Here is a 21,209-nt window from a genome sequence, read left to right as displayed (position 1 = left end):
ACCGCAGGAGGCACCGATGCCGCAGCTCGAAGTCGACGGCGCAGCACTGACGTACGACGACGAGGGCCCCCGGGACGGTGACGGTGTGCCCCTGGTGTTCATCCACGGCTGGACGGCCAACCGGCACCGCTGGGACCACCAGGTGGCGCACTTCTCGTCCAAGCGGCGGGTCATACGGCTCGACCTGCGCGGGCACGGCGAGAGCACCGGGTCGGGAGCGCGAGCGGTCGACGAGCTGGCCCGGGACGTCATCGCCCTCCTCGACCACCTGGAGGTCGACCGGTTCGTCCCGGTCGGCCACTCCATGGGCGGGATGATCTCGCAGACCCTCGCCCTCGCCCACCCCGAGCGGGTCGAGCGCATGGTGCTGGTGGACTCGATCAGCCGGATGACCTACAGCCGGGGGCGGGGCCTGCTGATGGCGGTGTCCACGCTGGTGCCGTTCAAGCTGTTCGTCGCCGCCAACATCCAGCGGGCGTTCGCCCCCGGCTACCCCCGCGACGAGATCCGCGGCTACGTCAAGGCCTCCGCGGCGACGCCCAAGGAGGTGGTGATGACCTGCTACGGCGCCATGCGCGACTTCGACGTCCTGGACCGCGTCGGCGAGATCACGGCACCCACCCTCTTGGTGCACGGTTTCCACGACATCCAGCTGCCCGTCTCGCAGATGCTGCGGATGGCGAAGGCCTACCCGGACGCGGTGGTACGCATCGTGGACGCCGGCCACGAACTGCCGGTGGAGAAGCCGGCGGAACTGACGTCGACGCTCGACTGGTTCCTGACCGGCCGGGCGTGAGGTCCCCGGGCGCCGAGAGCGATCCCCGAGGCGTTGGCCCGTCTGTCCGACACTTTGGCTGCGGCGCCCGTGACCGCGCCGGACACTGAAGGGAACCTCCCGGCGGGCCGTCCCCGAGCCCTGTCACCCCACGCGCTCCGAGGAGTCACGGCATGCCGCTTCTTCGTACAGGTGACCTGAACCTCTACTACCAGGTCGCCGGGGAGGGCGACCCGCTCGTCTTCGTCCACGGCTCCTGGAACGACCACACGTCGTGGCAGCCCGCGATCGAGGCCGATCTCCGTTCGTCGTTCCGGGTGATCAGCTACGACCGCCGTGGCCACGGGCAGAGCGAGGCGGGGCCGGGCCAGGGCACCCGCCGACAGGACGAGGACGACCTCGAGGCCCTGATCGAACGGCTCGGACCCGCGCCCGCGCACGTGGCCGGCAACTCCTTCGGCGCGTCGACCACGCTCGGCCTGGCCGCCCGCCGCCCCGAGCTGTTCCGCACCATCACGGTCCACGAGCCCCCGCTCGTCGGGCTCGTGGCCGACGACCCGGACGCCATGAAGGAACTGGCACCGGCGAAAGCCTCGATCGACGCGGCCCTCGACCATCTCCGCAAGGGCGAGTACGAGCAGGGCGCACGGCAGTTCGTGGAGGAGGTCGCCATCGGACCCGGCATGTGGGACCGGCTGCCCGCCAAGACGCGCGAGACATTCGTGCACAACGCGCCCACCTGGCTGGACGAACAGTCCGACCCGGACTGGGACCAGCTGGACGTGGCAGCCCTCGCGCGCTGCACCGCACCCGTGCTGCTGAGCCGCGGCAGCGAGAGTCCGCAGTGGCTGAGCACGATCCTCGACCGGCTGGCAGCGGCCCTGCCACGGGCACAGCGGCAGACCCTCGAAGGGGCGGGGCACATTCCCCACGTCACCCATCCAGAGCAGTACGTCGCCGCGCTCACCCGCTTCATCCGCGCGGCCTGAGACACCTCCCGGGGGTCCCCGGGCCCCGGGCGGGGACGACGCCGTACCAGCGCTGCCGTCGGCGCACTCCCGTGCCACAGCGCGGGCCCTGCCGCCGATCGGTACTGTCGGAAGTGATCGCCGCTCGCTGTCCGCTCCCGGTTCCCGGACCCGGGCGGTTGAGCGGAAGGAGGCAGGGCGTCGTGACCGTGATCTCCCTGAAGTCCGCGCAGGTACGGGAAGGGCTCACCCTCCCCTATGGCGAAGCCGGGTACCCCAGCGGCACACCGGTCGTCTTCGTGCACGGGCTGGCCGACTCCTGGTGGTCCTTCGAGCCCCTCCTGAGACGCCTCCCGGCGTCCTTGCACGGCTACGCACCCACCCAGCGCGGCCACGGCGACGCCGACCGCCCTCCCGACGGCTACACCCCCGAGGACTTCGCCTCCGATCTCGTGGCCTTCCTCGACGCCGTCGACATCCGCCGCGCCCTCCTCGTCGGATCCTCCAGCGGCGGCGTGCCCGCCCGCATGGTCGCGGGCAGCCACCCCGACCGGATCGCGGGACTGGTACTGATCGGCGTCCCCGGCACACTCGAGGACAAGCCCGCGGTGACCGCGATGCGGGAGACGGTGCAGGGCCTCTCCGATCCCGTCCCCCGCGAGTTCGTCGAGGAGTTCCTGGCCGGCATGGTGGCCAGGCCGGTCGCCAGAGGCCTCATGGAGACCATGATCGAGGAAAGCCTCAAGGTCCCCGCCCACGTCTGGAAAGAGACCCTGAGCGGCCTGCTCGAAGCCGATCTCCCCGCGACCCTCGCAGGCATCCTGGTGCCCACGCTCGTCATCTGGGGCGACCAGGACGACTTCCTGCCGCGCGGCGACCAGCAGACCATCCTGGACGCCATCCACGGCGCGCGCCTTCTCATGTACGAAGGCGTAGGCCATGTCGTGCACTGGGAAGAGCCCGAACGCGTAGTCGCCGACATCGCCGCCTTCGCCGCGGAGCGGTCGTACGAAGCGGAGTGAGTCGTACGGAGGCGGAGTGAGGGGCAGGACCGCGTTGCTGGAGCACGCGGCAGCGGAGGCCTCGGACCTGCGCGCCGTTGTGGTGTTGCGCCTTGGACCCGCGGCCCCCGCCGACATCGGCGTGTGAGGGCTCAGGACGTCTCGTCGTCCGGCTTCGCCGGCTGCTCCTTGCCCGTCGGGTCGTCCTCGGAGGTGTCGAGTTCGTGCATACGGCGATGGATGGCCTCGCGCAGGCTCTCACCGCCAGGTCGCGTGGGAGCGGTGGCGGGGGGATCCGCGGGTGCTCCGGCCGGAAGCTCCGGCGGTCCGGACCCGAGCTGATCGATCACCTCATGCAGGTGGTCGGCGCGTTGTTTGCTGTCGTTCTTCTCGTCTGCCACGTTCTCGTCTGCCACGGCGCACCTCCGTTCCGGGCGGTCCGAGTGCGGTCGTCCACCCCATTGTCCTACCCGTTGTCCTGATCGCCCTCTTCCCAGGTGCCTTCGACGACGGGCCCGGCCTGCAGCTCGTCGACGCGGCTGCGCCACCCGTTGGCGCGGGACTGGGTGGACTCCTTCACCGCGGCGGTCAGGGTGCGGGCGGCGGCGAAGCGATCGGACCGAGGGCCACTGGCGGCGATGCGTGCGATGGTCCCCGTACGGGAGTCGATGGCCGAGCGCAGGCTGCCGGCGCGGGCGGTCAGACGGCCCAGGTCGCGGAAGCGGGGCTGGTCGCTGTCGAACCAGATCTGCTGCCACCAGTGGTCGCTGACCGGGTCGTGCCAGCTGATGTAGCCGCCGGGCAGGATCTTGCGCGGGCCGTCCAGCTTGCCGGTGAAGCTGTAGCGCACCCCGGGGGCGGCGACCGGGTCGTAGAAGTTCGGGGTGAAGAAGTCCGACATCAGCATGCCGTTGATGGTGTAGCCGTTCTCCGGCGCCTCCGACGGATCCGCGACCTCCACGAGGAACTCCACCACGCCCTGGCCGGGCTTGGGGGACTGGCCGGCGACCAGCCGGTTGCCGCCGGGGTCGCCGAGCATCTCCAGCATCTCGTGGCTGGCGGTCATCGACCAGCTGTCGCTGTACTCGATCAGCGAGAAGGGCTGGCCGTTGTTGTCGAGGTGGACACCGGCCGCTCCGGCCTGCTGAATGTCATCACGGACGATCATGGGCCAGTAGCCGACCGGAACGTCGTCGAGCCTGTCGAAGGCGTCGACGCTGGCCGGGATCTTCCAGATCGGGTCGAAGTCCCGGATGGCCTGTTTCTGTAGCGCGGCGGCGACCCGGTTGAGCTGGGACGGGGTGATCTGGTCGCTCTCGGACACCAGGGCAAGGTGGGTGACAAGCATGCCGGGCTCCTGTTCGACGGGGACCTTTCAACAGGCAGGATGCCGTAACGTCACCAGTCGGTTACTGCATGTCGCGGCCGATCGCCCGCATGGAGTAGGAACTCGGCATCCATCCATTCGACGCCGACTACGCCGTCACAACCGGACGATGATCAGCGCGGTGTCGTCCGTGGCGCCCCCCGGCGGGAGCAGTTCGAGGAGGACGGCGTCGGCGAGGGTCTCCGGGTCGGCGTCCCGGTGGCGGAGCAGGGCGGCGGCGAGGCGGTCGAGGCCGGTGTCGATGTCCTCGCCCCGGCGTTCGATCAGTCCGTCGGTGTACAGCACGACGGTGGCGCCGTCGGCGAACGTCGTGGTGGCCTGGGGTCTGGGGACCGGGTCGGGCCGGGCGTCGAGAGGCGGGTCGGTGGCCTGGTCGAGGAACTCCACCCGACCGTCGGCGTGCACCAGCGCGGGCGGGGGGTGCCCGGCGCTGCTGTAAGTGATGGTGTGGTGGTCGAAGTCGATGAACGTCGTGACCGCGGTGGCCGATTCGGCGCCGTCGACCACATGGGCGTACCGTCCCAGGACGTTCAGCGCCTGGGCGGGGCCCTCCGCGACGCGGGAGGCGGCGGTGAGCGCGCTGCGCAGCTGGCCCATCACGCCGGCGGCCTCCAGACCATGGCCGACCACGTCGCCCACGGCCACGCCGATGCGGTTGCCGCCCACGAGCTCGACCAGGTCGTACCAGTCCCCGCACACGTTCAGCGCGCCCACCGCGGGCCGGTAGCGCACGGCGGTCCGGCGGTGTCCCGTCTGCTGGGGGGCGGGCAGCATGGATTTCTGCAAGGCCAGCGCCACCTCCCGCTCGCGGGCGTGGGCCTGACGCAGACGTTCATTGACTTCCTGCAGCTCGCGGGCGCGTGTGTACAGCTCGGCTTCGAGCACCCGGGCCCGGTTCCCGCCCGGGCCGCCGCGGGCCCGGATCAGTTCGGTGACCTCCTCGACCCGGTGGACCAGTAGCACCACCTTCCCGTCGGGGCCGTGCACCGGCGCGTTGACCGGGCTCCAGTAGCGCTCCTCCCACTCTCCGGGCTGGTCGGGGGATTCGAGGTCGTACCGCTGCAGGGCCATGGCGTCGCGCTCGCCGGTGCTCAGTACCCGGAGCAGTGAGGCCTCCAGGTTGCGCATGCCCGTCGCTGTGGAGTCGTTCGGGTTGTCCGGGAAGACATCGAAGAGGTAGCGGCCGATCAGCTGCTCCCGGGTGCGCCCGGTCACGCGGAGGAACTCGTCGTTGGCGTCCGCGTACACGAGCTGGGGCGTGAGCAGCGCCACCATGCCGGGAAGGGCCCGGAACATCGCCGCGTAGTCGATCCGCGCATCCGCCATAGTGCCGCCACCTCGCTGCCGATATCGCACATTTTCGCACGATTCGATCGGCTGGACCTGGCGGTATCCGTACCCCGGGAGGGTATCGGCAATGGAGGGTGATTTGTCGGTGAGTGACCGATGGCCCCGCTTGTGAACCGAGTTGTCAGCCGTCACACGGCGACAACCCTCACCCCCGCCTCCTCGAACCGCCGCACCGTCTCCGCCCCCACCGCCACGTCCGTGACCAGCGTGTCCACCGACTCGGCCGCGCAGATCCGGGCGAACGCGCGCTGTCCCAGCTTGCTGGAGTCGGCGGCGACGACGACGCGCTCGGCGCGCTCGCACAGCAGGCGGTTGATCGCGGCCTCCGCCTCGTCGTGGGCGGCCGCGCCGTGTGTGGGGTCGAAGGCGACCACGCCGAGCACGGCGACGTCGATGGTGATCTGGCCGAGCACGCCGTCCGCGAGCGGTCCGATGAGCTCGTAGGACTGCGGGCGCGCGACCCCGCCGGTGACCACGATCTTGAACTGGGGGCGGACGGCGAGCTCGTTGGCGATGTTCAGCGCGTTCGTGACGACGGTCAACGCGGGGGAGCCGGAGGCGAGATCGGGGCGGACCGCCAGGGCGCGGGCCACCTCGGTGGTCGTGGTGCCGCCGGTCAGGCCCACCGCCTCGCCGGGGGCGATGAGGTCGGCCACCGCCTTCGCGATGCGCTGCTTCTCCGAGGCGTGGCGTGCGGTCTTGTAGCGCAGGGGCAGTTCGTACGAGACGCCGTGGACGACCGCGCCGCCCCGGGTGCGGACGAGCATCTGCTGCTCGGCGAGCTGGTCGAAGTCGCGCCGGATCGTGGCGGCCGACACCTCCAGCTGGGCCGCGGCGTCCTCGACATCCAATCGGCCCCGCTCCACGAGCAGTTCCAGCAGCGCCTTCCAGCGGGCATCGCGCGACATTCACACCCTCTATTCCTCGATCTTCCGCGACCCTAGCGCACCCTGCACGGCCTCGAATGCTTGATTGTGCTCGAAACCTCGCTATATCTTGCAGGAACAAGCATCTGTGGGAGGGGTACGGCATGACCCATGTCGAGAACGAGCTGAGCAGTCAGCCCGAGTGCTGGATCCGCGCCGCCGGGCAGGCCGCCGCGCACGGGGCCGCGCTGCCCGCGGCGGGGGAGCGGGTCGCGATCGTGGGGTGCGGCACCTCGTTCTTCATGGCACAGGCCGTGGCCGCGCTGCGCGAACAGTCCGGGCAGGGCGAGACGGACGCCTTCGCCGCGTCGGAGTTCCCGCACGGGCGCTCCTACGACCGTGTCGTCGCCCTCACCCGCTCCGGCACCACCACCGAGGTGCTGGAACTTCTTGGGCACCTTCGGGGACGTACGCGTACGACGGCCCTCACCGCCGACCCCGAGACCCCCGTGATGGAGTCCGCGGACGACATCGTCGTGCTCGACTACGCCGACGAGCGGTCCGTGGTGCAGACGCGGTTCGCGACCACCGCGCTCACACTGCTCCGGGCCCATCTCGGGCTGCACTCCGACGCCGTCGTCGCCGACGCCCGCACCGCACTGGAGGCGCCCCTGCCCGAAGGGCTCGTCGAGTGCACGCAGTTCACCTTCCTCGGCCGCGGCTGGACCGTCGGGCTCGCCAACGAGGCCGGGCTCAAGATGCGTGAGGCCTCGCTCGCCTGGACCGAGGCCTACCCGGCGATGGAGTACCGGCACGGCCCGATCAGCATCACCACCCGCGGCACCGCCACCTGGATGCTCGGCGAGGCACCCGAAGGGCTGGCCCAACAGGTGCGTGAGACCGGCGGATTGTGGGTGGCCGGCGCTCTCGACCCGCTCGCCGAACTCGTCCGGGCTCAGCGCCTGGCGGTCGCCGTCGCCGCGGCCCGCGGGCTGAACCCCGACCAGCCGCGCCACCTGACACGCTCGGTGATCCTCAGCCGGACGGCCCACTGAACCGGGCTCAACCACCCACTCAGAAGGAGGACTTGTGCCCCTCGCAGCAACCGGTGAGCTGGTCGTCGCGGCCGCCGAGGCACGGACCGCCGTCGCCGCCTTCAACATCATCACCCTGGAACACGTCGAGGCTGTCATCGCGGGCGCCGAGTCCGTCGCCGCGCCGGTCGTCCTCCAAGTCAGCGAGAACGCGGTGAAGTTCCGCTACGGACGGCTGCTCCCGCTGGCCCGTGCCGTGACCGCGGCGGCCGAAAACGCCTCGGTGCCCGTGGCGTTGCACCTCGACCACGTCCAGAGCGACGACCTGCTGCGGCAGGCGCCCGGCGCCGGGTTCAGCTCCGTGATGTACGACGCGGCACGGCTGCCCTACGAGGAGAACCTCGCCGCCACCCGGGCCGCCGCCGACTGGGCACACGCCCAAGGGCTGTGGATCGAGGCCGAGTTGGGGGAGATCGGCGGCAAGACGGGGTCGGCCGAGCCGCCGCTCGACGCACACGCGCCCGGCGCCCGTACCGACCCCGCGGAGGCCCGCGCCTTCGTGGCCGACTCCGGCGTGGACGCCCTGGCCGTCGCCATCGGCAGCTCGCACGCGATGACCACCCGCACCGCCACCCTCGACCATGACCTCCTCAAGCGGCTGACCGCCGCGCTCGACGTGCCACTCGTCCTGCACGGTTCCTCCGGAGTGCCGGACGACCAGCTGGCGGCGGCCGTCGCGGGCGGAATCGCCAAGGTCAATGTCGGCACGGCGCTGAACATCGCGATGACCGGCGCCATCCGGGAGTTCCTCGCCGCCCACCCCGAAGCGGTGGACTCACGCAAATACCTCAGCGTGGGACGGGAGGCGATGGCGCAGACGGTGGCGCGGCTCATCGGCCTACTGCGTCCCTGAGCGAATCACGCGGCGTCGGTCTCCACGAGCTTCTCGAAGAAGAACTCGTGCTTGAGGAACGACGTGTCGTACTCACGCCCTGGATACGGAGGAATCAGCTGCGCCGCCTGGAACAGCCGCCAGCCGTCCTCCAGGGCGTGCACACCGCACTTGTACGGGGGTTCGTCACTGTCCCCGGTCGTGGGAGACGTACGGCCGGTGCCGTCGTAGATCGACCAGCCCACCACGTCCGAGTCGAGCGCGGAGGTGGTCAGATAGAGCACGAGAACCTGCTGACGGATGCTCATACGGCGTCCTCCTGAGGGCGGTTGGAAACCCGGGTCACCCAGTGGTCCAGGTCGAAGGAGTCGTCCCCGGTGAGCGAGCGCCACAGCAGGACACGGTTGTAGACCTCAAGACGGCCGGTGGCGTGCTCGTACCACGGGAACGTCGTGCCGAGTTCCTCGGCGACGCGCGGGTCCCCGAGATCCGAGGTGTCCCACAGCCGCCGCTGCCGCACCGCCGGATTGAAGCGGATCTTGAACATGTAGCGGACCGTGTCACTGTCGTTGCGCCGCCCGCCGTGCCACAGCCCATGGTGCAGAAACACCACGGTGCCGGCCGGACAGACGAGACGGCTCTGCCCGCGCAGGTTCTGGTAGCGCCCGGTGTCCGACTCGTTCGTGCGCCGCAGATGACTGCCCGGCACGCTGAGGGTGCCGCCCATGTCGAGGGTGACGTCCTGCGGGTAGTACATCAACTGGACGTCGAAGGCGTCGGTGCGTACGTCGATGATCGCGTCCCCGTGCAGCGGCTGCGCCTGTCCCTCGCGGGGCTCGCGGATGTGGACGGCGTGATGGTCGACGGCCGGTCGGGGGCCGACAAGACTGTGCAACGCACCGGACACGGCGGGGAGTTCGAGGAGGCGGCGGACGAAGGACCCCTCCGGATAGGCGTCCGGCACCGGGCTGCCGTACGGCACGCCGGGCAGGCCCTCGCTCAGCACCTCCATCCCCTCGGCATTCATCTCCGGCGGCACCACGGCGTCGAGGCGCAGTGAGCCGTGGGCCACGAAACGCGCCATCCGCACCGAGCTCAGCAGCCGCGTGCCGTTCGTCTGCTCCAACGTGTTGGTCATGCGGGCCAACGTAGGACCGGCCCCCTCGTCCGCGCGTTGGCCCCACTCACCACTGCTGGTAGTTTTTCACCATGCGGGAGACGGAGCTTCACCTCGGCGAACCGCCCGCCGTCGTCAACATCGGCGTCGGCGTGCACGGCGTCGCGAGCCCCACGGACGTCTTCCGGCTGCCGGAACTGTGGCAACTGCACCTCTACCAGTACGACGCCGAGCTGACCGTCGACGGCACGGCGCACGCCATCCGCCCAGGCCGCGTGAGCCTCGTCCCGCCCGGCACCACCGTCCGCTACCACTACCAGGGCCGCTCCGAACACCTCTACGCCCACCTGCGGATCACCTCCACGGGACCGTCGCGCACCATCCCCGTCATGCAGGACGCCGGGCCCGAACTCCCCACGCTCTCCGGCCTGTTGCTGCACGCGATCGCGGCGGCGCCCGGCGCGCCGGAGCGCTCCCGGGCCGAGATCTGGACCGCGCTGTGGCGCATCGCCGATCTGACGCCGCCCGCCGTGACGAGCCCGGGCCCCCACCCGGCGGTCGGCACGGCGATCGCGCACATCGAGGCGCACCTCGCCACCCCGCTCGCCATCCCCGAGATCGCCCGCGCCGCCGGGGTCTCCCACAACCACCTCACTCGGCTCTTCCGCACCGAGACGGGCACCACGGTCGTGGCCTACATCCGGCGCCGCAGACTGGAGCGCGCCCTCCACCTGCTGCGCGCCTCGACCCTGTCCATCCCGGCCGTGGCCGCCTCCGTGGGCATCCCCGACCTCCAGGCCTTCAACAAGGCGTGCCGCCGCGAACTCGGCGCCTCGCCCCGTGTGCTGCGCGGAGCTACTTCTTGACCGCCCGGAGAATCACGAACTTGGCGTCGCCGGCGACGAGTTCACTGTTGCCGAAGAGGCGGCGCAGCTTCAGGTGGTAGCCGAGGTGACGATTGCCGATCACCCACAGCTCGCCGCCCGGCCGCAGCGCGCGCCGCGCCTCCGCGAACATCCGCCAGGCCGTGGTGTCCGTCGTCGCCTGGTGCGAGTGGAACGGCGGATTGTTGAGCACGAGGTCGACGCTTCCGGCGGGAACGTCCGTCAGCCCGTCACCGACACGGAACTCCGCGTCCCCCTCGGCGTTCGCCCGGTAGGTCGCCTCGGCCGAGGCCACGGCCTGGTACGACTCGTCGACGAACAGCACCTCGGCGTCGGGGTTGGCCAGCGCGACCGCCGTCCCCAGGACCCCGTTTCCGCAGCCCAGGTCCACGACACGCTCGGCACCGCGGCTGCGCGGCAGATGCTGGAGGAAGAACCGGGTGCCGATGTCGAGGCGGTCGGCGCAGAAGACGCCCGCGTGGTTGACGACGGTGCGGCCGGAGACCTGACCGATGCCGTCGGGAAGCTCGTAGCTGTACGGCCACGGGTTGGCGTCCCGCGCGATCCCCGCAAGCGGGGTGCAGAAGATGAGCCGGGCCTTCTTCTCGGCCAGCGAGGTGCGGGTCGGGCCCAGGATCCGCTCGAAGAGGTGCAGCGTCGAGGTGTGGATCTCCTTGACCATCCCGGTGCCGACGACGACCGTCCCCTCGTGCACACCGGGCGCCAGCCGGTGGAGCTGGTCCTCCAGGAGAGCCAGGCTCTTCGGCACCCGGACGAGCAGCACGTCGATGCGCCCGGGCGGGGCGTCCTGCGTGGTGAGGAGCCGTACCGCGTCCTCCTCGGCACCGGCCCGCGCCAGATTCGCCCGCGTCGCCTCCTGCGCGAGGAACGAGTCGGTGATCTGCGTCGGCCGGTGCGCCGACAGCGCCGTGGCGAGCGCACCCCACCGGTCGCCGACCACCACGACCGATCCGGTCAGCGGGGTCCCGCTCTCCGCGAGGTGCCGCAGCAGATAGGTGTCGGCGGCGTCCCAGGCCCGCAGCTGCTCGCGGGGGTCCTCGGGAAAACGGGCCAGCTCGTACTCGCCCCAGGGTGTGCTCATCCGGTCGTTCATCGTGGGTCAAGGCTAAGCGGTGTCGGGCCGCAGCTCAGCCCCGGTCCGGCCCGGTGCGCGAGGATGGGGTCATGTCCATGGACGCCGAACTGTTCCCCCGGAGCCGGACGGAGATCGCGCCCGACGCGGTACACCTCCCGGACTGGCTGGACGCCGACCACCAGCGGCAGCTCCTGGAGGCCTGCCGCGCATGGGCCCTCCCGCCGGCCGGCCTGCGCACGGTCCGCACGCCCGGTGGCGGGACGATGACCTCCCGGCAGGTCTGCCTCGGCTGGCACTGGTATCCGTACGGGTACGCGCGCACCGTGGTCGACGGCGACGGCTCCCTGGTCAAGCCCTTCCCTGCCTGGCTGGCCGACCTCGCCCGCGACGCGGCGCGCGACGCCCTCGGCCCGGAGGCCGTCGCCGCGACAGCCCCGTACGACATCGCACTGATCAACTTCTACGACACCGACGCCCGCATGGGCATGCACCGCGACAGCGACGAGCAGTCGGAAGCGCCGGTGGTGTCGCTGAGCCTCGGCAACACCTGCGTTTTCCGGTTCGGGAACACGGAGTCCCGCGCGCGGCCGTACACGGATGTCGAGCTGCGCAGCGGCGATCTCTTCGTGTTCGGCGGGGCGTCGCGGCTCGCGTATCACGGGGTGCCGCGGGTGTACGCGGGCACGGCGCCGCCCGAGTTGGGGCTGACCGGCCGGCTGAACGTCACGCTCCGGGTCAGCGGCTTGTAGGCCGTACGTCTCCGAGGCCGCTCGGCGACCGGACGGGCCCCGTCATCAGCGGATCATGGGAGACTCGCCCTCATGAACGGCAAGGCGGGCCCCCGGACGGCGGGGGAAGGGAACACGCGGACGCGGCTGGACCGGGGGCGCGGGGCGCTCGGGCCGGCGCTGGAGCTCGTGCACACCGGGCGTGCGCCGACGCGCGCTGTGCTCACCGCCGAACTGGGCGTCACCCGGGCGACCGCGGGCGCGGTGGCCGCGGAGCTGGAGGCGCTCGGGCTGATCCGGGTCGACGCGCGGCCCGGGGCGGCCGCCGGTTCGCAGGGGAGGCCCTCGCACCGGCTGGAGGTCGCCGAGGACGGGCCCGTGGTGCTGGCCGCGCAGGTGCACGCCGACGGCTTCCGCGCCGCGCTGGTCGGGCTCGGCGGCCGGATCGTCGCCACCGCGCCCGGCTGCGAGACCGTCGACGCCGATCCGGCGAAGGTGCTCGGCTCCGTCGTCGAGGCCGGCGCCGAACTGCTGCGCGACACCGGGCGACGCTGTGTGGGCGCCGGACTCGCCGTGCCGTCCGCCGTCGCCGAACCCGAGGGACTCGCCCTCAACCCGCTGCACCTGGCCTGGCCCGCGGGCTCTCCGGTGCGCCAGATCTTCGCCGAGCGGGTGCGTGCGGCCGGCATCCAGGGACCCGCGTTCGCCGCCAATGACGTCAACCTCGCCGCCCTCGCCGAGCATCGCCACGGTGCGGGCCGCGGCGCCCGCGACCTGCTGTGCGTGGCCACCGGCCACCGGGGCGTAGGCGGCGCGCTCGTGCTCGACGGGCGGCTGCACACGGGCAGTTCGGGGCTCGCCCTCGAAGTCGGTCACCTCACCGTCAACCCCGAGGGCCGCCCCTGCTACTGCGGCAGCCGTGGCTGTCTCGACGTCGAGGCGGACCCGCTGGCCTTCCTCACCGCGGCGGGCCGCGACCCCGGCCCCGAGGTGTCGCTGCTCCAGCAGGCCAACGACCTGATCCGCGGGCAGTACGACGACCCGGGCGTCCGCACGGCCGTCGAAGCACTGATCGACCGCCTCGGCCTCGGCCTCGCGGGCCTGGTCAACATCCTCAACCCGGACCGCATCATCCTCGGCGGACTGCACCGCACCCTGCTCGACGCCGACCCGGACCGGCTGCGCGCCGTCGTCGCCGACCGCAGCCTGTGGGGGCAGAGCGGCGGCGTACCCATCCTCGCGTGCACGCTGGACCACAACAGCCTTGTGGGGGCTGCCGAGTTGGCGTGGCAGCCGGTGCTCGACGATCCGCCGGCGGCGCTGGCCGGGGTCTGAGACGTCAGGAAGCGGTCGGCTCAGGGCCACGCGACCGCGAAGGCGCGCCCGGGATTCTCGGTGAGCATGCGGTCCACCAGGTCCTTGCCCAGGGCGAGTTCGAGCCTTGGGCGCACCCGTCGCAGCAGATACGGCATCCCGGGGCCGCCGTTGACCGATCGGGCGGCGGCGGTCGTCGTGTCGCCGCCCAGGAGTAGGCGGTGGCCGAAACCGGCGTCGGCGAGGGCGCGTACGGCGTTCGGCATACGCCAGTCGGTGGCGTGGTGGGCGCGTGAAGGACCGTCGAAGGCGAGGTACGCGCCCGCCTCGGCGGCCTCGCGCTGCACCACGAAGTCCGGCGAGCGGTTGAGGTGGCCCAGGATCACCCGGTGCGGGGGCACGCCCAACTCGCCGCACAGCAGGTCGAGTACGTCGAGGGCGCCCGTGCCCAGCTCCAGGTGGACGGCGATCGGCGCTCCCGTGGCGTGGTGGGCCTCGGCCGCGGCGGTCATCGTCCAGCGGGCGTGAGCGTCGAGGGCGTGGAAGCCGCCCGCGACCTTGATGAGTCCGGCCCGGACCCCGGAGGTGCCGATGCCTGTCGTGAGTTCGGAGACGAAGAGAGCCGGCAGCTTGTTGCGCAACGCCGAGAGCGACTCGGGCGTGTAGTGCGCCGCCTGGTGAAGCCCGGTCGCGGCGACCACCTGAACACCGGTGTCGCGGGCCAGCAACGGCAGGTCCGCGGCGCGCCGCCCCAGGCCGTACGGCGTCCACTGCACCACGCTTGTGCCGCCCTGCGCGCGGAACGCGGCCAGCTCGGCCCGCGCGGCGGACGCGTCGCGCAGTTCCTGGCCGGGGAGTTGGGGGCTGCCGAAGAAGAGGTGGTCGTGCGCGTCGCACACGCCCAGATCCTCGGGGCGCACGTCCCCGAGGACCGTACGGACTGTCTCCGTGAGGGCGTGAGGGGCAGTGCTCACCACTGCCGACCCCGCGGCAGCCGGTCGCGTTCCGGTGCCGACAGGTGCAGCACCTGGAAGATCTCCCCCGACGCCTTGGGGGAGTCGTGGTCCCACAGCGAGAAGTGCACCAGCTCCCAGTGGTGCGGATCGACGGCCGCCGCCACGCAGACCGCGCCGTCCAGCGCGGCCAGTCGCCCCGCCTCGCGCACGGCCTCCTCCGTCACCTCGGACAGGTCCACTCCCTCGGGCACGGGCCGGCGCCGTCGCACCGCGACCTTGGCGGGCGACCCGGCGGCGCCGCCCTCCTCGTACGCGAGACCCGTCCAGTGCTGCACCACCGGCCGCCCGAAATCGTTGACGAGCCCCTGGAACGCGCCGCCCCAGAGGAAGGAGTTCATGCCCTCGGTGGTGTTCCACAGGTAGAACGGTGCGTACTGGTTGACCGGCGAACCGTCCACCCCGCGCTCACGCATCAGATACGTCTTGAATCCGAGCCCGTCCCAGTCGTCGAGCAGGTGCCCGATCCGGGAGACACGCCCGCGGATGATGTCCATGTCGTAGTCGGCGGGGAAGGTGAGTTCGTACTGCATGGCGTGCATCGGGTGCCTCCTCAGGCGGGGTACTCATCCGATCCGACGTGCGTGTCCCACTCCGTGGTCGTGCCGTCCTCGGAGGCCTCGACGACCGCGAGATGTGTCATGAAGGTCCGGGGCGCGGCTCCGTGCCAGTGCCACTCGCCGGGCTCGATCCACACGGTGTCGCCGGCGCGGATCGCCTCGACGTCACCCCCCTTGCGCCGCACCAGGCCCTCGCCCTCCAGGACGTGCAGGACCTGACCGTGCGGGTGGCGGTGCCAGGCGGTGTGCGCGCCGGGCGCGAAGTGGACGTTGAACATCCGCAGCCGGGAGGGGGATTCGGGTACGGCGACCTCGTCGAGCCACACCGTCCCCGTGAAGTTGTCGGCCGGTCCCTGCCGGGTGTCGGGGCGCTTCCTGGTGATGTGCACGTAAGTGAACTTCCTTATCGGAGAGGCGAGAGCAGGGCGAGCAGTCCCCGGACTCCCGTGTCGAAGGCGGCGGGGGAGCCGGACGCGCGGGCCAGTACATAGCCGCCCTGGACGGTCGCGAGGATCGTCGCGGCGATCTCCTCCGCGTCGAGCGTGGGCGCGAACTGGCCCTGCTCCTTGCCCTCTTCGACGATTCCGGCCAGTCGCTCGCGCAGCCAGTCGATCGTTTCGTCGACCGGGGCGCGCAACTCGTCGTTCGCGATCACGTCCGGGTCCATCGTCAACCGCCCGACCGGGCAGCCGCGCAGGACGTCGCGCTCACGGCGCAGATACGCCTCGATGCGCTCGTACGGCGACCCGGGCGAGCTCAGTACGCCCTCGGCGGTGGCCCGCATCTCCTCGGCGGTGCGGCGGATCGCGGCCAGGGCGAGATCGGGCTTGCCCTTGAAGTGGTGGTACATGCTGCCCTGCCCCGCGCCCGCGTGCTCCTGGATGGCCTTGGGGCTCGTACCCACGTAGCCGCGCTCCCACAGGAGTTCGCGCGTTGACTCGATCAGTCGCTCCGGAGTGCTCATGAAGTCACTGTACATACTAGTAGGTACAGACGTCGAGGATTGAAGGAAGCAGTCGGCGACTCCCCGCGTACTCCCGGGGAGGTACACGCACGGCCGCTGGCCGTACGACGACGCGGACCCCCTCCCGGAGCGAGTCTCGAGGCATCGCAACAGATCCCACCGAGGAGATGACCTCAGATGCAGACCCTGGCGAACTGGGACGGCGGACCCGGCCCGTGGATCCTCTTCTTCCCGCTGATCTGGGCAACCGCCGTGATCGGCGTCGTGACCGTCCTGCGCCGCACCGTCGGGCGCGGTCGCCGCGGCCCGTGGCGCGCGATGGGCGGCTTCGGCCCTGACGGCGGCTCCCGCCCGACGGGTGACGCGCCGATCGCCGTGCTCGGCCGCCGCTTCGCCTCCGGCGAGATCGACGAGGACGAGTACTGGCGCCGGCTCTCCGTCCTGGACGAGCAGTTCGGGCGTACGGGCAAGGGGGGAGCGGCGTGACCAGCGCGACCACGACGCGTCATGCTGCGGCTGTCACCGACGCCGTCAAGGTGTACGGCGGCGGAGACACCGCCGTGAGGGCCCTGGACGGGGTGAGCGTCGGCTTTCCGGCCGGGCGCTTCACCGCGATCATGGGGCCCTCGGGCTCCGGCAAGTCCACCCTGATGCACTGCGCGGCGGGCCTGGACACGCTCACCTCCGGAGCCGCGTTCATCGGCGGCACCGAACTGGGCACGCTCGACGACCGGCGCCTGACACTCCTGCGCCGCGACCGCATCGGCTTCGTCTTCCAGGCGTTCAACCTGGTCCCGACGCTGACCGTCGCGGAGAACATCACGCTGCCGATGGACCTCGCCGGATCCAAGGGCTCCCGTGAGTGGACCGACGCGCTCATCGACGTCGTCGGCCTGCGCGACCGGCTCCACCACCGCCCCAGTGAACTCTCCGGCGGACAGCAGCAACGCGTCGCCGTGGCAAGGGCGTTCGCCGGACAGCCCGACGTCGTCTTCGCCGACGAACCCACCGGCAACCTCGACTCCCGCTCCGGCGAGGAGGTCCTGAACCTCCTCGGCCGTGCGGTGCGCCAGATGGGCCGTACGGTCGTCATGGTCACCCACGACCCGGTCGCCGCCGCGCACGCCGACGAAGTCGTCTTCCTCGCCGACGGACGCCTCGTCGACCGGATGGAGTCCCCGACAGCCGAGAAGGTCCTCGACCGGATGAAGGCCTTCGACAGCACAGGGGCCCGGTCATGAACGCCTCGCTGCGCATCAGCGTCGCGTCCCTGCGCGCCCACAAACGACGCTTCGCCGGTACGTTCCTGGCGGTGCTCCTCGGTGTCGCCTTCCTGGCCGGAACACTCGTCATGGGCGACACACTTCGAGCCGGCTTCGACACGATGTTCGGCAACGCGACGAAGGGCACGGACGCCGTCGTCCGCGGTGCCGACACCATCACCACGCCCGGCGAGAGTCAGGGCGTACGCCGGCCCGTCGACACCGGCCTCGTGAAGACGATCGAGAAGACTCCGGGTGTCGCGGCCGCCGTGCCCGACATCCAGGGCGCGGGCCAGCTCGTCGGCTCCGACGGCAAGCCCATCGGCGGCCAGGGCCCGCCCACTCTCGCGGGCAACTGGATCGAGGACCCCAAGCTCAACGCGTACCGACTCGCCGAGGGCCGCGCCCCGTCGAAGTCCGGCGAGGTCGTCGTCAACCGGGGCGCCGCCAAGAAGGGCCACCTGAAGATCGGCAACACGACGACCCTGCGCACGCCCGACCCCGTCAAGGTGACGATCGTGGGCCTCGCCACCTTCGGCGGCGAGGACGGCATGGCGCAGGTGACGTTCACCGGAATGACGCAGGCCGACGCGGAGAAGTACCTCACCGCGAAGCCCGGCGAGGCCGCGAGCATCCGTGTGCGGGCCGGCCCCGGCGTCAGTCAGCTGAAGCTCGTGTCCGACCTGACTCCCGTACTGCCCAAGGGAGTTGAGGCCATCACGGGCCAGGAGTCGGCGCAGGAGAACACCGACATGATCTCCAGCCAGTTCCTGACCGTCTTCACGACCTTTCTGCTCGTCTTCTCCGGCATCGCGCTGCTGGTCGCGACCTTCTCCATTCACAACACCTTCGCGATCGTCGTCGCCCAACGCACCCGCGAGAACGCCCTGTTGCGCGCCCTCGGCGCCTCCCGCCGCCAGATCACCGTCTCGACCCTTGTCGAGGCGAGCGTGGTCGCCGTGACCGCGTCGGCCGTGGGCCTCGCGGGCGGCATCGGTGTCGCGGCCGGGCTGCAGGCACTGTTCCCGGCCATCGGATTCCCCTTCCCCGAAGGCAACTTGGTGATCAGCGGCCTGTCCATGCTGCTCCCGTTGGCGGTCGGCATCGTGGTCTGCCTCGGCTCCGCGCTGCTGCCCGCCGCACGCGCCGGACGCACCGCTCCGCTGGCCGCACTGCGCGAGACGGCCGTCGACCAGTCCGGGGCCTCGCGCGGGCGGGCGATCGCCGGCGGTGGTCTGGCGGCCCTGGCGATCGCCCTCACCCTCGCCGGCGTACTGGCCAATACGTCGTTGTGGCTCGCCGGCCTCGGCGCCGTCCTGGCGCTCGCCGCCTTCGTCGTCCTCGGCCCCGTCGCGTCCTCGACAGCCGTACGGGTTCTCGGCAGCCCCCTGGACAAGCTGCGCGGCGTCACCGGCGGACTCGCCCGGCGCAACGCGCTGCGCAGCCCGAAGCGGACCGCCGCCACCGCGAGTGCCCTGATGATCGGCGTGGCCGTCGTCTCGCTGTTCACGGTCTTCGGCGCGTCGCTCAAGGCCACCATGGACCAGACGGTCGCCCGATCCTTCGCCGGCGATGTCGCCGTCAGCACCCCCTCGTTCGGCGCCGGCGGCAGCGGACTGAGCCCGAAGCTGGCGCCCGCGATCGCGCGGCAGCCTGCCGTCGAGAACGCCGTCGGCCTCGGCCGCGGTGTCGCCGAAGTCAATGGCAAGGGGCGCGCGTTGACGGTCACCGACCCGGTCACGCTCGGCAAGGTCTTCGACCTGGGCGACGTACGGGGATCGCTGAACGACCTGGGCGCCGACGGCCTCGCCCTCACCAGGAAGGAGGCCGACAAGCAGCACCTCACGACCGGTGACACGGCCCAGCTCGCCTTCACTGACGGCAAGAAGGTGAACTTCACCGTCCGTGCGGTCTATGGCCGGTCGGAACTCGCGGGCGACTACGTCATCACCCGCGCCGCCTGGGCACCGCACCGCACCCAGGACTCCGACACGCTCGTCGCCGTCTCCTTCAGGAACGGCGTGAGCACGGCCGACGGCAAGGCGGCGGTGCGGAAGGTCGCGGAACAGTACGGCAACCCCGAGGTGCAGACCCGCGACGAGTACGCGCAGTCCTCGGCCGGTGGCATCGACATGATGCTCACCCTGGTCTACGCGCTGCTCGCCCTCGCGGTGCTCATCGCACTGCTCGGCATCGCCAACACGCTGACCCTCGCGATCCACGAGCGCACCCGTGAACTCGGACTGCTGCGCGCCGTCGGACAGACCCGGGCGCAGCTGCGCGCCATGGTCCGCTGGGAGTCGGTCCTGGTGGCCGCGTTCGGAACGGCGGGCGGGCTCGCCCTCGGTGCCTTCCTCGGCTGGGTGCTGGTCAAGGCCTCCGACGGCGCCTCGGACAGCGCCTTCGCCTTCGCGCTGCCGCCGGCGCGGCTCGCCGTGGTGGCGCTGGTGGGCCTCGCGGCCGGAGCCCTCGCGGGCCTGCGCCCGGCGCGGCGGGCGGCACGCCTGGACGTGCTGCGCGCCATCGCCACCGAGTGAGCCACCGAGGAACGTACGACCCTGCGATGTGCCAGGTGGGGGTCACCGCCCGGTCAGCCGGCAACGGCGGACCGGGCGGGAGCGTGTTCCGGCCTGCGCCCGTCGACGGCGTGCCTGCGCGTGGTCTCGCGGGCCGTGTCGTGCGGCGGAAGGAGGGGCACCGTCACTACGGGCGTCGGCGCCGGAAGCGTGAACCACACGACCTTGCCCGACTCACCGTCGGGACGCACACCCCAGCTCTCGCTCACCGCGGCGACCATGGCGAGGCCGCGTCCGCAGGTGGCGCCCGGGTCCGCGTCCCGCACCTCGGGAAGGCGGGGGTCGTGGTCGTGCACCGAGACCGTGAGCCGGTCGAGCAGCAGCTCGATCTCCACGGTGCACAGCTTGTCGGGCTGGGCGTGCCGGTGGACGTTGCTCAGCAGCTCGGTCACGCCGAGCGCGGCCCGGTCTATCAAGGGGTCCAGATGCCAGTAGCGCAACTGCGCAGAGACGATTCTGCGGACCTGGCCGATCCGCGACGGCAGGGCTTGGAGCTCCACCGTGCAATGTCTGCTTGGCTGGCTGATCACGGCTGCGACTCCCCGAATTGAGGTCCGGAAGAAGACGGAGATCGGATCCAGCAGAGTGGCTGAGTGGAACGGCCGCCTGCTGTGGTGGCCGGCGGGCTGGTTCGCAGCGTTATCGCCGGTAAACCCAGAGTGATGTGAGACCAGCGTGACTCAGGGGGTGCGGTCCTGCAACTCGCGGCACTTTCCGCCACCACGGCCGCTGTTCCGGCCGCCGCGCCCCGCTGCCACGCGTCATCGCTCAAGCAGCTGAGCCCTGCTGCCCCGCGTACTGCTTCAGCCGCTGCGTCCGGCCGCCTTGCGTACCGCGTCGATGAACCGGCGCGCCGAGGGCGGCCCCGGCTTGCCGGGAGCGGGATCGTGCTCACCCAGGATGAGGGAGTAGCGCGTGCCGTTGACATCCGCCAACGCCCGGTCCTCGTGGGCGAACCAGGGCTTCGACGCGCGCACCGCCTGCACCGGCGCGCTGTCGATCTCGCTGCCGTAACTGGTGAGCAACTGCAGCCTGCCGTCGCTGATCCGGACCTGTCCGGCCCGGGTGAGCGAGCGCAGCCTCTTCCCGATCCGCACGCCTGTGGCCGTGAACTCCGGCTCCGCCATGATGCCCCGCCCCCTTGTGCGCTTCGGCTGTGCCCTGTCGTGGTCCCGCGTCGGGCCGTGACCCAGTGTGCACCGCTCCGGCCACCGCCTCGCGCGAGGTGATCGGTACGCGGACACGCCCCGTGCGGTGCAGTCTGCCCGCAGGCGGCGACGAGCACCAGTGCGCATGACGAGGTGACGGCCCCGGCGGAAGCACACGCCGGGATGCGCCCCCGTCGCCGGACCGAACCGTCCCCCAGGGGTGCCTTTGGGCTGCTCAAAGGTGTGTTTATGCAGGTGAGAAGCGTGCGGAAGG

Annotated in this window: 24 protein-coding genes; 11 read left to right on the top strand and 13 right to left on the bottom strand. The window is 71.4% G+C overall.

The window, feature by feature from the left end:
• Positions 1–16: 16 nt before the first annotated feature.
• The 3 genes from OG975_RS05740 (at position 17) to OG975_RS05730 (ending at position 2,765) form a co-directional block, all read left to right on the top strand.
• The gene (locus OG975_RS05740; RefSeq protein ID WP_330302723.1) at positions 17–796 is read left to right on the top strand and encodes an alpha/beta fold hydrolase; all 780 of its coding nucleotides are present in this window, start codon (positions 17–19) and stop codon (positions 794–796) included.
• A gap of 152 nt (positions 797–948) precedes the next feature.
• On the top strand, positions 949–1,764 hold the full coding sequence (locus tag OG975_RS05735; protein WP_406327892.1) for an alpha/beta fold hydrolase: 816 nt from the start codon (positions 949–951) through the stop codon (positions 1,762–1,764).
• 182 nt (positions 1,765–1,946) lie between these two features.
• Positions 1,947–2,765, top strand: a complete 819-nt coding sequence (locus OG975_RS05730) for an alpha/beta fold hydrolase (protein WP_406327890.1) — start codon at positions 1,947–1,949, stop codon at positions 2,763–2,765.
• Between the two features lie 131 nt (positions 2,766–2,896).
• Here the strand turns inward: OG975_RS05730 and OG975_RS05725 are convergent, their stop codons facing one another.
• The 4 genes from OG975_RS05725 to OG975_RS05710 all read right to left on the bottom strand — a co-directional run bounded on the left by OG975_RS05725 (position 2,897) and on the right by OG975_RS05710 (position 6,389).
• Positions 2,897–3,160, bottom strand: coding sequence for a hypothetical protein (locus OG975_RS05725; protein WP_406327889.1), 264 nt, complete (start codon positions 3,158–3,160; stop codon positions 2,897–2,899).
• A 50-nt stretch (positions 3,161–3,210) separates the two neighbouring features.
• Positions 3,211–4,092: a hypothetical protein gene (locus OG975_RS05720; protein WP_406327888.1), complete on the bottom strand. Its 882-nt coding sequence runs from the start codon at positions 4,090–4,092 to the stop codon at positions 3,211–3,213.
• Between the two features lie 135 nt (positions 4,093–4,227).
• Positions 4,228–5,457 carry a PP2C family protein-serine/threonine phosphatase gene (locus OG975_RS05715; protein WP_406327887.1) on the bottom strand — a complete coding sequence of 410 codons (1,230 nt, stop codon included), beginning with the start codon at positions 5,455–5,457 and terminating at the stop codon, positions 4,228–4,230.
• Positions 5,458–5,609: 152 nt separating this feature from the next.
• On the bottom strand, positions 5,610–6,389 hold the full coding sequence (locus OG975_RS05710; RefSeq protein WP_406327886.1) for a DeoR/GlpR family DNA-binding transcription regulator: 780 nt from the start codon (positions 6,387–6,389) through the stop codon (positions 5,610–5,612).
• 122 nt (positions 6,390–6,511) lie between these two features.
• Here OG975_RS05710 and OG975_RS05705 point away from each other — a divergent pair, with 122 nt between their 5' ends.
• Together OG975_RS05705 and OG975_RS05700 are read left to right on the top strand one after the other, a co-directional pair.
• Positions 6,512–7,402 (top strand): SIS domain-containing protein, encoded by an 891-nt coding sequence (locus tag OG975_RS05705; protein ID WP_406327885.1) that lies wholly within the window; start codon positions 6,512–6,514, stop codon positions 7,400–7,402.
• Between the two features lie 34 nt (positions 7,403–7,436).
• Complete coding sequence (locus OG975_RS05700) at positions 7,437–8,294, top strand: ketose-bisphosphate aldolase (protein WP_406327884.1); 858 nt, start codon at positions 7,437–7,439, stop codon at positions 8,292–8,294.
• A gap of 5 nt (positions 8,295–8,299) precedes the next feature.
• On the opposite strand, the gene OG975_RS05695 is transcribed toward OG975_RS05700, so the two are convergent.
• The gene (locus tag OG975_RS05695; RefSeq protein WP_406336163.1) at positions 8,300–8,575 is read right to left on the bottom strand and encodes a hypothetical protein; all 276 of its coding nucleotides are present in this window, start codon (positions 8,573–8,575) and stop codon (positions 8,300–8,302) included.
• Positions 8,576–8,577: 2 nt separating this feature from the next.
• Positions 8,578–9,411, bottom strand: a complete 834-nt coding sequence (locus OG975_RS05690) for a phytanoyl-CoA dioxygenase family protein (protein ID WP_406327883.1) — start codon at positions 9,409–9,411, stop codon at positions 8,578–8,580.
• Positions 9,412–9,482: 71 nt separating this feature from the next.
• Between OG975_RS05690 and OG975_RS05685 the strand changes: the two genes are divergently transcribed.
• Positions 9,483–10,256: a helix-turn-helix domain-containing protein gene (locus OG975_RS05685; RefSeq protein WP_406327881.1), complete on the top strand. Its 774-nt coding sequence runs from the start codon at positions 9,483–9,485 to the stop codon at positions 10,254–10,256.
• Here OG975_RS05685 and OG975_RS05680 read toward each other — a convergent pair.
• Positions 10,246–11,388 carry a methyltransferase gene (locus OG975_RS05680; RefSeq protein WP_406327880.1) on the bottom strand — a complete coding sequence of 381 codons (1,143 nt, stop codon included), beginning with the start codon at positions 11,386–11,388 and terminating at the stop codon, positions 10,246–10,248. The genes OG975_RS05685 and OG975_RS05680 overlap by 11 nt on opposite strands.
• Positions 11,389–11,465: 77 nt before the next feature.
• On the opposite strand from OG975_RS05680, the gene OG975_RS05675 reads away from it, so the two are divergent.
• Positions 11,466–12,119 carry an alpha-ketoglutarate-dependent dioxygenase AlkB family protein gene (locus OG975_RS05675; RefSeq protein ID WP_406336162.1) on the top strand — a complete coding sequence of 218 codons (654 nt, stop codon included), beginning with the start codon at positions 11,466–11,468 and terminating at the stop codon, positions 12,117–12,119.
• Between the two features lie 72 nt (positions 12,120–12,191).
• Positions 12,192–13,433, top strand: a complete 1,242-nt coding sequence (locus OG975_RS05670; protein WP_406327878.1) for an ROK family protein — start codon at positions 12,192–12,194, stop codon at positions 13,431–13,433.
• Between the two features lie 20 nt (positions 13,434–13,453).
• On the opposite strand, the gene OG975_RS05665 is transcribed toward OG975_RS05670, so the two are convergent.
• The 4 genes from OG975_RS05665 to OG975_RS05650 are packed head-to-tail and all read right to left on the bottom strand — an operon-like array spanning position 13,454 to position 15,964.
• Complete coding sequence (locus tag OG975_RS05665; protein ID WP_406327877.1) at positions 13,454–14,386, bottom strand: phosphotriesterase; 933 nt, start codon at positions 14,384–14,386, stop codon at positions 13,454–13,456.
• On the bottom strand, positions 14,383–14,967 hold the full coding sequence (locus OG975_RS05660; protein WP_406327875.1) for a DUF4865 family protein: 585 nt from the start codon (positions 14,965–14,967) through the stop codon (positions 14,383–14,385). Before OG975_RS05660 ends, OG975_RS05665 begins: the two co-directional genes overlap by 4 nt.
• Before the next feature lie 11 nt (positions 14,968–14,978).
• On the bottom strand, positions 14,979–15,374 hold the full coding sequence (locus OG975_RS05655) for a cupin domain-containing protein (protein WP_369255819.1): 396 nt from the start codon (positions 15,372–15,374) through the stop codon (positions 14,979–14,981).
• 14 nt (positions 15,375–15,388) lie between these two features.
• Positions 15,389–15,964: a TetR/AcrR family transcriptional regulator gene (locus tag OG975_RS05650; protein WP_406327874.1), complete on the bottom strand. Its 576-nt coding sequence runs from the start codon at positions 15,962–15,964 to the stop codon at positions 15,389–15,391.
• Between the two features lie 162 nt (positions 15,965–16,126).
• Here OG975_RS05650 and OG975_RS05645 point away from each other — a divergent pair, with 162 nt between their 5' ends.
• From OG975_RS05645 to OG975_RS05635, 3 genes are read left to right on the top strand one after another with little or no spacing between them, the layout of a single operon-like run.
• A complete protein-coding gene (locus OG975_RS05645) occupies positions 16,127–16,435 on the top strand; it encodes an SHOCT domain-containing protein (RefSeq protein WP_406327872.1) in 309 nt (102 codons plus the stop codon).
• Positions 16,432–17,190, top strand: coding sequence for an ABC transporter ATP-binding protein (locus OG975_RS05640; RefSeq protein ID WP_406327871.1), 759 nt, complete (start codon positions 16,432–16,434; stop codon positions 17,188–17,190). Before OG975_RS05645 ends, OG975_RS05640 begins: the two co-directional genes overlap by 4 nt.
• Entirely contained in the window at positions 17,187–19,748 is a 2,562-nt protein-coding gene (locus tag OG975_RS05635; protein ID WP_406327870.1) for an ABC transporter permease, read from the top strand. The genes OG975_RS05640 and OG975_RS05635 overlap by 4 nt, the downstream gene beginning before the upstream one ends.
• Positions 19,749–19,801: 53 nt before the next feature.
• On the opposite strand, the gene OG975_RS05630 is transcribed toward OG975_RS05635, so the two are convergent.
• Positions 19,802–20,317 (bottom strand): ATP-binding protein, encoded by a 516-nt coding sequence (locus tag OG975_RS05630; protein WP_406327869.1) that lies wholly within the window; start codon positions 20,315–20,317, stop codon positions 19,802–19,804.
• Positions 20,318–20,590: 273 nt separating this feature from the next.
• Positions 20,591–20,914 carry a hypothetical protein gene (locus tag OG975_RS05625; protein ID WP_330302702.1) on the bottom strand — a complete coding sequence of 108 codons (324 nt, stop codon included), beginning with the start codon at positions 20,912–20,914 and terminating at the stop codon, positions 20,591–20,593.
• Positions 20,915–21,209 lie beyond the last annotated feature (295 nt).

This window comes from Streptomyces sp. NBC_00203, from assembly GCF_045206325.1.
In the GTDB taxonomy this organism is placed as follows: Bacteria; Actinomycetota; Actinomycetes; order Streptomycetales; family Streptomycetaceae; genus Streptomyces; species Streptomyces lutosisoli.
Note: the sequence above shows the minus strand (reverse complement) of the source record. Positions and strands in the feature narration are given on the sequence as shown.